This is a genomic window from Micromonospora sp. WMMD729 (genome assembly GCF_049315225.1).
In the GTDB taxonomy this organism is placed as follows: domain Bacteria; phylum Actinomycetota; class Actinomycetes; order Mycobacteriales; family Micromonosporaceae; genus Micromonospora.
On record NZ_CP186059.1, the window covers coordinates 4,032,489 to 4,044,557 of the forward strand.

11 protein-coding genes are annotated in these 12,069 nt (G+C 68.5%); 6 read left to right on the forward strand and 5 right to left on the reverse strand.

The annotated features are described in order from the left end of the window. Positions 1–21 precede the first annotated feature (21 nt). Positions 22–468 carry a CBS domain-containing protein gene (locus tag ACN263_RS18395; RefSeq protein WP_422735624.1) on the forward strand — a complete coding sequence of 149 codons (447 nt, stop codon included), beginning with the start codon at positions 22–24 and terminating at the stop codon, positions 466–468. Between the two features lie 3 nt (positions 469–471). Here ACN263_RS18395 and ACN263_RS18400 read toward each other — a convergent pair whose 3' ends face one another. Both ACN263_RS18400 and ACN263_RS18405 read right to left on the reverse strand, forming a co-directional pair. After that, positions 472–1,761 carry an SLC13 family permease gene (locus ACN263_RS18400; protein ID WP_422735625.1) on the reverse strand — a complete coding sequence of 430 codons (1,290 nt, stop codon included), beginning with the start codon at positions 1,759–1,761 and terminating at the stop codon, positions 472–474. A 201-nt stretch (positions 1,762–1,962) separates the two neighbouring features. Continuing rightward, positions 1,963–3,258: a cation:proton antiporter gene (locus ACN263_RS18405; protein ID WP_422735626.1), complete on the reverse strand. Its 1,296-nt coding sequence runs from the start codon at positions 3,256–3,258 to the stop codon at positions 1,963–1,965. A 307-nt stretch (positions 3,259–3,565) separates the two neighbouring features. Here ACN263_RS18405 and ACN263_RS18410 point away from each other — a divergent pair, with 307 nt between their 5' ends. From ACN263_RS18410 to ACN263_RS18425, 4 genes are all read left to right on the forward strand, one after another. Beyond that, entirely contained in the window at positions 3,566–4,273 is a 708-nt protein-coding gene (locus ACN263_RS18410; RefSeq protein WP_422735627.1) for an SDR family oxidoreductase, read from the forward strand. A 107-nt stretch (positions 4,274–4,380) separates the two neighbouring features. Next, complete coding sequence (locus tag ACN263_RS18415; RefSeq protein ID WP_422735628.1) at positions 4,381–4,929, forward strand: DM13 domain-containing protein; 549 nt, start codon at positions 4,381–4,383, stop codon at positions 4,927–4,929. A 291-nt stretch (positions 4,930–5,220) separates the two neighbouring features. Next, positions 5,221–6,846, forward strand: coding sequence for a hypothetical protein (locus ACN263_RS18420; RefSeq protein WP_422735629.1), 1,626 nt, complete (start codon positions 5,221–5,223; stop codon positions 6,844–6,846). Positions 6,847–6,950: 104 nt separating this feature from the next. Beyond that, positions 6,951–7,340 carry an OsmC family protein gene (locus tag ACN263_RS18425; protein WP_422735630.1) on the forward strand — a complete coding sequence of 130 codons (390 nt, stop codon included), beginning with the start codon at positions 6,951–6,953 and terminating at the stop codon, positions 7,338–7,340. A 67-nt stretch (positions 7,341–7,407) separates the two neighbouring features. Here ACN263_RS18425 and ACN263_RS18430 read toward each other — a convergent pair whose 3' ends face one another. After that, the gene (locus ACN263_RS18430) at positions 7,408–8,466 is read right to left on the reverse strand and encodes an aldo/keto reductase (protein ID WP_422735631.1); all 1,059 of its coding nucleotides are present in this window, start codon (positions 8,464–8,466) and stop codon (positions 7,408–7,410) included. On the opposite strand from ACN263_RS18430, the gene ACN263_RS18435 reads away from it, so the two are divergent. Beyond that, on the forward strand, positions 8,465–9,160 hold the full coding sequence (locus ACN263_RS18435) for a TetR/AcrR family transcriptional regulator (protein ID WP_422735632.1): 696 nt from the start codon (positions 8,465–8,467) through the stop codon (positions 9,158–9,160). The genes ACN263_RS18430 and ACN263_RS18435 overlap by 2 nt on opposite strands. 102 nt (positions 9,161–9,262) lie before the next feature. Here ACN263_RS18435 and ACN263_RS18440 read toward each other — a convergent pair whose 3' ends face one another. Together ACN263_RS18440 and ACN263_RS18445 are read right to left on the reverse strand one after the other, a co-directional pair. Further along, positions 9,263–10,645: a hypothetical protein gene (locus ACN263_RS18440; protein WP_422735633.1), complete on the reverse strand. Its 1,383-nt coding sequence runs from the start codon at positions 10,643–10,645 to the stop codon at positions 9,263–9,265. A 338-nt stretch (positions 10,646–10,983) separates the two neighbouring features. Next, on the reverse strand, positions 10,984–12,063 hold the full coding sequence (locus ACN263_RS18445) for a hypothetical protein (protein WP_422735634.1): 1,080 nt from the start codon (positions 12,061–12,063) through the stop codon (positions 10,984–10,986). Positions 12,064–12,069 lie beyond the last annotated feature (6 nt).

Below are 12,069 nucleotides of genomic sequence, written 5' to 3' on the forward strand. Positions count from 1 at the left end.
GATCGCGCGTATGGTCGGTGCATGCGCGCGAGCGATGTGGCGACCTCGATCGAGACCGTTACCGAGGACATGCCGGCCCGGGAGGCCGCCCGGATCCTGGCGGCGCAGGACCTGCCCGGCCTCATCGTGGTCGACAGCAAGGGCCGCCCCTCGACGGTGCTGGCCGGCACGCAGGTGCTGCGGATGGCGCTGCCGTCCTACTGCCAGGACGATCCGGCCCTGGCTCGGGTGATCGACGAGGCCGCCGCCGACGTGATCCTGGAGGGCATCGGCAACCGCACGGTCGCGGACCTGCTGCCCCGCAACCGGCTGGACCTGCCGGCCGTCAGCGCCGACGCCACCCTGCTCGAGGTCGCATCGGTGATGGCCCGCTCGAACGTGCCGCTGGTCGCGGTCGTCGACCGCGACCGGGTGATGACCGGCGCGATCACCCTGGACGGGTTGCTCGACCGGATGCTCGGCACCTGAGCGTCAGAAGAAGCGCAGCCACAGGTACGGCACCGCGATCGCCACCGAGATCACCGTGACGATCAGACCGTACTTGGTGAATCCCCAGAACGTGATCTTGTGTCCGGCGCGTTCGGCGATGCCGAGCACCACCACGTTCGCCGACGCGCCAACGGCAGTGGCGTTTCCGCCGAAGTCAGCACCGATGGCGAGCGCCCACCACAGCACCTGAGCCTTGTCGAGCCCGCCTTCGGCGTTCACCAGCTCGCTCACGATCGGGCTCATCGTCGCCACGTACGGGATGTTGTCCACGATTGCCGACAATCCCGCCGACGCCCACAACAACAACGTGGTGGCCGGCCACAGCTTGCCCTCGACAGCTCCGGTCGCCGACCGAGCGATGGTGTCGATCACGCCGGTGGCGACCAGGGCGCCGACCATGATGAACAAGCCGGCGAAGAACACCAGTGTCGGCCACTCGACATCCTTGGCGACGTCCTGCGCGTCCAGCCGGGACAGTGCCAACAGCAGCAGTCCGCCCAGGATGGCCACCACCGACGGCTCCAGGTGCAGCACCGTGTGCAGACTGAACGCGAGCAGCACCGCGCCCAGCACCACCAGGCTGATCACGACGAGCCGTCGGTCGCGAATCGCATCCGCCTCCCGCAGCGCCATCACCCGGGCGGCGCGCTCGGCGTCGTACCGGAACGCGTTGCGGAACATGATCCGGCACAGACCGATGAACACGACGATCACGATCAGCACCAGCGGCGCCAGCACGTTCAGGAAGTCGGTGAAACTCAACCCCGATCGACTGGCGATGATGATGTTCGGCGGGTCGCCGACCAGGGTGGCCGCGCCACCGATGTTGGACGCCATGACCTCGGCGATCAGGAACGGGATCGGCGGCACGTCGAGCCGCTCACAGACCAGCAGGGTCACCGGCGCCACCAGCAGCACCGTGGTGACGTTGTCCAGCGCCGCCGACACCACGGCGGTCACCACGACCAGGATGACCATGATCGGGAACGGGCGACCCCGAGCCTTCTTGGCGCTCCAGATCGCCAGGTACTCGAACAGGCCGGTGCGTTTCAGCACGCCGACGATCAACATCATCCCCAGCAGGAGGAAGATGACGTTCCAGTCGATGCCGGCCTCTTCGGAGAAGAACGCGTGCTCGGCGTCGGTCGCGCCGACCGCCAGCATGATCGACGCACCGCCCAGGGCCACCGTCACCCGGTTGATCTTCTCGGTGGCGATCAGGACGTAGGCGGCGACGAATACGACCACCGCGATCCAGGCCAGGGTGCTCATGAGGCGTCTCTCCTGTTCTGGCCAGCCGTCGTCGCAACGCCGACCAGGCTTCCCGGCACACCCGAGATCAACCTATCAGCCTGGCAGGTAGACAACCGGGATGCGGGCCCTGGGCGAGGGGCTCGTCCGGTCGATGAGCTGGCCGAGCCCAGCAGGGGCTCGGGGACAAGCGTCGGTTGTCGCGGGGCCTCGTCGGCGGCGTCACCCCGTGTGCGTCTGCCCGTCCTCGGGCTCGTCGTCGACCTTGGACGCGGCAGGAGTCGCAGGCTCGCCGGCCGACCGACTCGGAACCGCTGCCCGTCGACGGACCCGACGCAGGGCGTTGTGCCAGTTGGGCGTGTCGGCGGTGTCGTCGAAGGCCCGTGCGACCACGACGTCGGTCGAGGAGTGCGCCAGGATCGAGATGACGATCGTCAACGCGACCAGGTGGAAGATCTCGTCCGCCGCGCCGATGCCAGACTCGATCACCAACAGTCCGTAGACGACCGACGCGAAGCCCTTGGGCCCGAACCACATCGCCGCCGCCTGCTCCCGCAGGCTCAGCCCAGAGCGCAGGAACGAGATCCACAACGCGATCGGCCGGGCGACCACGATGGCCAGGACGGCGAAGACCCAACCGGCCAAGGAGATGTCGCCGAGGAAGTCGACCGAGATCAGGGCCCCGAAGACCAGCAGCGCCCCCAGCTTGAGCAGTTCGGCGACATTCTCCCCGAAGTGCTCGAACGCGGCGCGCTCCCGAGGCCCGAAGGTCGCCACGGTGATACCGGCGGCGAACGCGGCGAGGAACAGGTTGCCGTGCGTGGCTTTGCCGAGCGCCAGCACCAACAGCCCGATCGCGACCCCGTTCAGCGGCGCGTACGCCGCCGAGGCGGCGAAGAAACGGGTTCGCTCCAGCGCGAGCGCCGCCAGCGGCACCACCACCCCGATCACCAGGCCGACGGCCAGTTCAGTGGTCAACTCGCCCAGGTGCAGGTCGTCGGAGCCGGCCGCGACCGCGAGCAGTACCACCACGAACGGCAACGCGAGCCCGTCGTTGACCCCGGACTCGACATTGAGCAGATGCCGCAACCGTGCGGGCACCTTGTCGTTGCCGACCAGGGCCGCCGCGAAGACCGGATCCGTGGGCGCCAGGATCGCCCCTACCAGGAGGGCCTCCGCCCAGCCCAACCCGGCCACGTAGTGCGCCAGCGCCGCCGTCACCAGCAACGTCAGGGGCAGGCCCCAGCCCAACGCTCTGCCCGGAAGTTTCCACGCGCTGCGCAGGTCGGCCCAGCCCACGCGCATCCCGTCGGTGAACAGCACCGCGAACAGGGCCAGTTCGGCCAGTTGCGCCACGATCGGCGAGTCGGCCCGTAGGTCCAACACGCCGGTGGTGCCGTCACCGAGAACGAACCCGGCGACCAGGAACAGCGCCGCGGTGGACAGGATCGTCCGGTGCGCGAGCGCCGACACGAGCACGGCGGCGAGCAGGACAGCCGCGAAGCAGAGGAGCAGCACGGAAACCTCCGGGGGGCAGGGTTCGACACGGTGCCGACCAGACTTCCCGGCGCTCCAGAGACCTCGCAGATCATAACGGCCCTTCGAGCACGCCGCTCCTGGCACGGCCACCCACGGCGCACGGGTACCACTAACCGAGGCCGGCATGACGGCCCCGGCGGTGATGCTGGCCATTGCCACGCTCCTGACCGTGCTCGGCATCGCCGGCTACCGTCGCCGAGATCTGCGTTCTTGAATCGGGGAACGCGACGTGATCCACCTCGCAGCATTTGCCTCTCACGTCAACGTGAGGTTCTAGCGTGGTGGTATGCGAATCAACGGCTCCACAGCTCTCGTGACCGGTGCCAACCGCGGCCTCGGCAAGGCCTTCGTCGAGGCACTCCTCGCCCGCGGCGCCACCGTCTACGCCACCGCCCGACGCCTGGAGAGCATCGACATCCCCGGTGCGCTGGCCCTCCAACTGGACATCACGGATCCGGCGTCCATCGAGGCCGCGGCGGCCCAGGTGGGCGACCTCGACATCCTCATCAACAACGCCGGTACCTCCACCGACGCCCCGCTGCTCGGCCCCTCCACGGAGAACGTCCGAAAGGACTTCGACACCAACTTCTGGGGCACCCTCAACGTCACCCGTGCCTTCGCGCCGAGGCTGGCCGGTGGCGCCATCCTCAACGTCATCTCGGCGCTGAGCTGGTACAACTTCGCGCCCGGCAGCAACGGCTACGCCGCCTCGAAGGCTGCGGAGTGGTCCCTGACGAACGGCGTCCGACTCGAGTTGGCCGACCAGAAGACCCTGGTCACCGCCCTGGCGCTGGCGATCGCCGACACGGACATGATGGCCGGCGTCGACATTCCCAAGCTCCCACCCCACGAGGTTGTCACGCAGGCCCTCGACGGGCTGGAGACGGGCAAGATCGAAGTCATCGCCGACAGGCCCACCGCCAACGTCAAGGCCTCCCTCTCCCGCGACCCCGCCCTCTTCTACGCCGACATCACCGGCAATCTCTTCGCGTGAATGCGCAACGGCGCACGCCTTCGGCAGGATCGCCGCTCGTGCGCCGTAAGCAATCGGTAATCCGGCCTCGCCTGGCGACGACGAGTCCCGGTGGTTTGACTTGAACCGTGACTCGCCGTCTTCTCCGCGCTCCCGTCGCCTGGATCGTCGTTGCTGTGCTGGGCATCGGCACGGCAGGAGCGCTCTACTGGTTCCAGCCGTGGCGGTTGTTCACCGACAGGGTCGTGACGGAGACCCTCTCCACCGTCCCGCAGCCGTCTCGATCCTCATCCGAACCTGCGGACACCCCGGTGGCGCCGGTCGTTCTCGCGGAGGGCACCTTCATCACCCACGAGCACGACACCAGCGGGACGGTCCGGATGGTCCGCAACCCGGACGGCAGTCACCAGCTGGAGATCGACGGGCTGGACACCAGCGACGGTCCTGACCTACGGGTCTGGTTGTCCGATCAGAAGGTTCGCGCAGGCACCGCCGGGTGGCGGGTGTTCGACGACGGCCGGTACGCGGAACTGGGCAAGCTCAAAGGCAACCACGGCGACCAGGTGTACCGGCTGGCTGCCGGGATCGACCCGGCGCAGTTCCGCAGCGTCAGCATCTGGTGCAAGCGATTCGCCGTCTCGTTCGGCGCTGCGGAACTCGCCGCCGTCCCGTCGTAGCTGACGTCGGTTGTCCAGCCAATCGGCGGATGAGGGCGCCCAGCCAACCGGCGACCGCGAAACTGACCACGCCGAGCATGAGGACCGTGGCGAGGGGCGGCCCCAGGATCGCCCAGCGAAGGCGCAGGGAGTTCGCATCGTCCGGCACCCGGAAAGAGTACGAGGAGCTCCGGTTACGGCCGTCCGGTGGCAGTGTCAGCGACATGTCCAGCATATAACCGGCCCGGACTGTTGTCAGTCGGGTGAAAAGCCCTGTTGAGCTGCGGTTTCGCCGCTATACCCTCACTTCTCGTGAGCACCGATGACTGTTGGACGGCACTCCGGACGGCCGCCGATTCCTCGACGAACGGTGGCCAGCTTCGTACCCCCGGGGTCTTCTACGTCCACGGCAACCTCTGGTTGGACGGTCCGGCCGGAGACCCCGTGACACGGGGCCTGGCGGGTAACCCAGCGGCACCGGTCGACGTGCTCCTGCGCCTGCTCGACAAGCACGCCGAGGCCGTACCGGCGGCATTTCGGCGACGGGCCGACCTACCGTCCACTGTCGTCGCGGCGGCGACGCGGCACCCCGTGGCCCGAGTACGCGGCGCGCTCGCGGCCAACCCACACGTCGACCCGGCGATCCGACTCCGCCTCCTGGACGACCCCGAGCGTCGCGTCGTCGACCTTGTCCGTGCGGATCCGGACCTGGCATTGCCGGACCGCGCGTTCCTGCCGTACCTGGATCGGCTCGTCGAGCAGTTCCGGCGTGACCTCTTGACGACCGTCGAGCTACGGGGCGAGGTGATCGAGGTGGGGATCCGCGACCAGCGATCGGTGTCGGCCATCGCCACCCACCCGGAACCTCTGGTGCGCGCCGCCGCCGTCGACCTGCTCGGCCTCGTGCACGAGACGTCCCGCAACCGGCTACGCGAGGCCCTGCTGCACGACGACGTACCGGAGGTGCGGGCGGCGACCGCTCACTTCTTCGCCGAGCGGGAACGGGTGCAGGAGCCTGCGGACCTGCCCGGCAACGGGTACGCGTACCGAGGCATGCTCAGTGAACGGCGGCTCTCGCCCGCGCTGATCGAGTACGTGCTCGCCGACCGGGACGGCTGGCAGGGCGGCGAAGCGATGGCGACCAACCCGACACTGCCGCCGGAGGTGGTCGAGGCGATGTTCGAGCACCCGTCGGCGGACGTCCGGCGCAGCCTCGCCCTGCGCGACGACCTGACCACTGCGCAGTTGGCGCGGCTCGCCGCGGACGCGGAGGCGTCCGTGCGCACCGCCGTCTCCGTCCATCCCGGACTCAGCGAAGGGGACCGCGCGGCGATCGGCATCGACCTGACCACGGCACCGTGGGACCGCCGGATCGACCTGTGCTGGCACCACCGACCAGTGTTGCCGTCCCCACCACTGCCACCGTTGACGGAGTCGGTGCGCCTCGCCACGTCGGTCAACCCGCTGCTGCGCCGGCGGGCTGCAGTCGATCCACGACTGCCCGCCGACGCCGTCACCACGCTCGCCGACGATCCCGATCCCGTCGTACGAGCCCTCCTCGCCCACCACCACCCGGCAGCGCCACCCGATCTGCTGCTGCGGGTGTTCCGCGAGCACGAGCACCGCCGCTGCGACCGCTACCGGCTGCTGGCGCTGCCGAGCTTCCCGACCGCGGCGCTGGCCCGGTTCGCCCCCGACCGGGATCCAGCGGTCCGGCGGCTCGTCGCCCGCGATCCCGAGGCTGATCCGGCACTCGTCGACCGACTCACCCACGACCCCGACGCCGCGGTACGCCACGCGATGGCGGCATGCCCCCAGCTACCGGTGGATCGAATCGTCGAACTGCTCGACGACACCGAGCTGGCCGAGTCCGCGGCGGCGAACCCGGCACTGCCCGTACCCGTGATGCGGGAACGAGTCTCCTCCCCCGCCCGCTGACGCTGCTGACGCCATGCAGGGTGGATGTCGCGGCATCTGGTGGCGGTGCCGGCAACGGGCGACAATGAGCCGATCGGTGCAGGCAAGGCGGACGGGAGCAACCGGTGGAGCAATTCGCGGTCGTGGTCGGCGCCGGCTCGTTCAGATCGAATGACGGTGCCGCGATCCGGTTCCCTCATCGCTGGACAGCCGAGGGGGTCACGGTCGAGGCGGATTTCACCGGCGCCCACCTGTTGCACCTCGCTGCGGCGGGCTGCGTCCTGAACGACATCTATCGGGAGGCGGGCGTACTCGGCATCCGGATCGACGGGGTACGCGTCACGGCCGAGGGAGGCTTCGACACGCAGACGTGGACATCGAGCGGCATCACCTACCAGGTCGAGTTGCGCTCACCCGCGTCCGGCGACGAACTTGCCGTGCTGCTGGATCGGGTCGACGATGTCGCCGAGATACCGCGGGCGATCCGGGCCGGGGCCACGGTACGACGAGGCTGACCCGCCATGCGTCGTCGTCGCGGCCAGCGGGGTCCACGGTGGCGACACGATCACCGCGTCTCGGTGTTCAGATGGCGCCGCGCTCGTTGAGCGGCCGGCGGCGCAGGTTCGGGTTCGACAGGGCCGGGGGCAGGTAGGCCTGGTCGAGTCGGGTGACATCGGTGCCGGGCGCGACGATCTCGTCGATCCGGTCGAGGATCTCGTCGGTGAGCGTGACGTCGACGCCCGCGAGCAGGTTGTCGAGGTGCTCCATCGTGCGCGGACCCAGGATTGCGCTCGTCACGCCGGGGTGAGCGATGGTGAACGCCATGGCGAGGTGGGTCAACGGCATGCCTGCCTCGTCGGCGAGCGGGATGAGTTGTTCCACGACGCCGATCCGGCGTTCGTCGGTCAGGTGCTTGGAGAAGCGGGCACGGCGCAGGTCGTTCTGCTCACCCCTGCGAACTCGGCCGGTGAGCATGCCCTGCCCGAGAGGGCCCCACACCAGAGTGCCCATCCCGTGGCGCTGCGCGGCCGGCAGCACTTCGCTCTCGATGCCCCGGTTGAGGATCGAGTAGGGCGGCTGCTCGGTGTGAAAGCGTTCCAGGCCGCGCCGCTCGGCGACCCACTGGGCTTCGACGATGTCGGACGCGGGCATCGTGGATGACCCGATCGCCCGGACCTTGCCACTGCGGATCAGGTCGGACAGCGCGGAGAGCGTCTCCTCGATGTCGGTGTCGGGGTCCGGCCGCTGGATCTGGTAGAGGTCGATGTGGTCGGTCTGCAGGCGGCGCAGCGAGTCCTCGACGGCGGTCATGATCCAGCGCCGGGAGGCGCCTCGCCGATTGGGGTCGATGGCCGTGGCCGCGCCTGGCGTCCGAGGCAGCGCGTTCAGCCGGGGAAGGCCCACCTTGGTCGCGAGGACGACGCTGTCCCGCCGCCCCTTGAGGGCTCTGCCCACGATCTCCTCCGAATCGCCGTAGGCATCGGCGGTGTCGACGACGTTGATCCCCGCGTCCAGCGCCTTGTGGATGACCTTGACCGAGTCGTCAGGGTCGGGGTTTCCGATCACCGTGGCGAACATCAACGTGCCGAGCGCGTACGGGCTGATCTTGATGCCCGTCCGGCCCAGGGTGCGGTACAGCATGAGCGTCTCCCTGCGGTATCGTGGTTATCCGGAACGCCTTTCCAGAACTATACGGAAAGGCTTTCCGGAACAGCAAGGGAGGGCAACTGTGTCCGGCAGCACGGCGGGTGCGGAGGGCCGCGAGCGCGCTCCGCGCCGGATGCGCACCGACGCGCGCCGCAACATCGATTCGTTGCTCGACGCGGCGAAGACGGTCTTCGGCACGACCGGCGTGGACGCCCCCGCCAAAGAGATCACCGATCTGGCCGGCGTCGGCGTCGGCACCCTCTACCGGCACTTCCCGCAGCGTTCCGACCTGATCAAGGCCGTCATCGAGCGCGAGATCGACGCCTGTGCCGACGCCGCCCCGGTGCTGGCCGCCGCGCACGAGCCGTGGACCGCCCTCACGAAGTGGCTCGATCGGTTCACCGCGTTCGTCGCGACAAAACGCGGATTCGCCGCAGCCCTGCACTCCGGCGATCCGGCGTTCGACGGTCTGCCCGGCTACCTCGTGCAGAAGCTGGGACCGGCCCTCGGGTCCCTGCTCGACGCCGCGGCAGCCAGCGGCGAGATCAAGGCCGACATCAGCGCCCAGGATCTGCTGTACGCGGTCGCGAAACTCTGCGCCCCCATCCCGGACGAGGAACCCGACTACGGTCAGCGCATGGTCGCGCTCCTCGTCGACGGACTACGGTCCGGCGAATCCCCGCGCTGACCGATCCACCCTCTGGCGACGCGCGGAACCCTTGTCGGCCGAAGGCCTTTCCCCACGTCGCGCGAGCGCGACGTGGGGAAAGGCCGACTCACCAGGCTGCGATCAGGTGGTGGGGCGGCACAGCGAGTTCAGATTGGCGCTGCAGTCGGTCAGTTGCAACGTGTCCACGTGCATGGTCAGGGTCGCTGGCTGCGAACCACCGGCCGGCGCCACCACGGAGATCTGCACGCTGGCCGCGTTCGGTGGTGCGACCGCCTCGTAGGACCACTCCCACCAGTTCGACGTCAGGCCGAACGAGCTGCCGGGCGACGTGGACAGCAGCGTGCCCGCGGAGTTGTACCACCGCATACGGAGCGCCGCGGTGCCGGAGTCGGCGCGTAGCCGGACGAAGAACTTGTAGGTGTGCCCGGCCGTCACCGCCGGCCTACGGCTCACGATGACCGACTTCTCGGCCGACTGCGGTGAGCTGACGAACTGCAACGAGCGACGGTTGTCGAAGTAGCGGGCCGACACGCCGGCGTACGAGCCCTGCGGTGTCACCGAGATGGCCGCCCCCGAACCGGAGGTGGAGAACCCGGTGGGGTTCGAGGTGCCCGGCGCCTGCGCCTCGATGGTCCGTTCCTGCGCGGTCAGCAGGTCGTTGTTGGCACCGACGTCGCAGCACACCGGCGGGGTGAGCAGCGGGTGAACCGCCGCGTTGTTCATCGTGGTCGACGGATAGTTGTCCACGTAGAACCGCGCGCTGGTCTCGCTCGGGTCGTAGTTCTGGCGGTAGCCCATGTCGAAGGCCCACCAGTCGCCGGCGCACATCATGATGTCGGGGCAGTACTGCTCGGCCTGCCAGTTACCGTTGGAGTCCTGCCAGACGTGCTCGCTCATGTAGGCGTGACCGGCGCCGAGCAGGTGTGACACCTCGTGCCCGACGACCCCGCTGTCCCACGCCTCGACGATCGAGACACAGCCGCTACCCCCACTGGTGGGACACCAGTACGCCGAGTTGGACGGGGCGGGGAATTCCGTCAGGACCACGTACCAGCGGTTGCTGTCGTCGTACCCCTTGGCCGAGAGCTCGTTCGCGATCGACCAGTAGTCGGTGTTCGTGGTGTCGATCTTCTCGGGTGTCACCAGGGCCTGCGCGTACTGGTTGTACGTGCTGGTGGTCGTCGACCGGCAGCTCAGCTTCACGTGCTGGTCGTAGTTGCTGGCCTGGTCGAGCAGCCAGTCGACGCGGTCCATGACACGGGCGGCATGCTCGACGTTCGTCGCGTACTGGTTCCCGGTGGAGTCGTTCCACGCATAGATCACCTGCACCGCGGCCGGGCTGCTGGCCGGCGGACTCTTCGGATCGGTGGCGGTCGTGTCGCATCCCGCTCTGGGCAGGCTGGCGTTGGTCGGCTGCGCGTAGGGCAGGGTCGGCTCGCTGCCGAGGTTGGCGGCGTGGACCGGCTGCGCGGACGACATCACCACCACCACACTCACGAGCACGGAGGCCAGCCCCAGACGGTATCCGCGCCCGGGCCGGCGTCCTTTGCCAAGCATACGAATTCTCCCTTGCGTAGGCCTTCGTCACGGCGTCTCGTCGGGTATCGATGCGCCATGTACCGACCCGATCAGCCGCGCTGATCACCAGCGTCGATGCCAACACTCCTCGTCGGGACCAATAGCGGCATCCCGGGGCGAGCGGGTTTTCGCGTCCCACCAGACGATCGATGAGAATCGAAGCTAGCCCGCTCCCCCGCCAAGCTCAATGCGACGAGTACGGTTTTCCTGTTCCGAACAGTCCCGTACGGTCCCGTACAGTTCCGGACACCTGTCAGGTCGCCTCAGGTTTTCCGCCATTGGGAGGCAATCTCTCCCAGCCACGCCCCGAGAAGAAGACCGGCGAAGAACAGGACCTGCTCGTTGATGAGCCCAAACAGAATCCGCTTCCAGCGCTCCTCGGCAGTGACAAAGTAGATGGCGGCGGATTGTTCTCCGGGCACCGACCACCGCACGGTCCGGGGCAACGGTTTGCGGTCCGGGTCCGGAAGCGCGTTGCCGATGCGGCTCTGCGGCGTCACGGCGACGTCGAGGTTCACCCGGGACAGGGAGGCGTCGAGCCCGTTGCCCGGACGCAGTGACACGGTGGGCGGGTCGAAGAAGAAACGGTCGCCGGTGAAGTACGGGACGCCCAGGTTGCGCCGGCCGAAGAACGACTTCTTCCAGCCACCGCTGTCACCCGGGTGCCACTGGAAGTCCAGCTCGAATGTCACCCCAGGTCGGGGGAAGATATCGGTGAACGTGACAGTTGCCAGGTTCGGTCGACCGGCCTCCGCGCTCACCGCATCGATGGGGGTCACCTTCAACCGCACCCCCGGGTGGGAGTGCTCCGCAAGCGTGAAGTGGTCGGAATCGTGTGGGGCGATCACCATGAGGCGCGCGTTCGTCCTGCCCGTTTGTGTGCCCATCAGCCCAGCGCGGACAACGACGGCGACGGTTTCCGGGGATGACTGATCGAGTGTGACGGACATCGTCGCCGGGCAGGTCAGGGCGCAGCGCAGTCCGGTCACCGTGCCGGGATCAGCGGCGACACCGAACGAGCCGGTGAAGAATCCCTCGAAGTCGCCGTGGGACACCACCCCGGTCGCCGACGGGTCGAACGTCCGGTACTCCTCGGGTTGGTCGAGCAGCCGTAGCCCGATGCTGGCGGAGAGGAAGAGAACGCCGACCAGCGACAGCACCGTGAACCACGTCGTGGAACGACCCACCCGACGCGGCGAGGCCGGACGAGGGGATCCGAGGTCCATGACGTGATCGTTCCCGACACCGCGCCGGTCCGCATCGCCGAAGTCGGCAGGCCGCCACAGACGGATGACGATCGGTTGCTGACGGTCGTCCTGCCCGCGAGCGTCATGCGTCTGCACCAGCTA

Bases quoted from the DNA above. Each gene is read 5' to 3' on its own strand.
- ACN263_RS18395 (WP_422735624.1), top strand. From the start codon at position 22: ATGCGCGCGAGCGATGTGGCGACCTCGATCGAGACCGTTACCGAGGAC.
- ACN263_RS18400 (WP_422735625.1), bottom strand. From the start codon at position 1,761: ATGAGCACCCTGGCCTGGATCGCGGTGGTCGTATTCGTCGCCGCCTAC.
- ACN263_RS18410 (WP_422735627.1), top strand. From the start codon at position 3,566: ATGCGAATCAACGGCTCCACAGCTCTCGTGACCGGTGCCAACCGCGGC.
- ACN263_RS18435 (WP_422735632.1), top strand. From the start codon at position 8,465: ATGAGCGTCTCCCTGCGGTATCGTGGTTATCCGGAACGCCTTTCCAGA.
- ACN263_RS18430 (WP_422735631.1), bottom strand. From the start codon at position 8,466: ATGCTGTACCGCACCCTGGGCCGGACGGGCATCAAGATCAGCCCGTAC.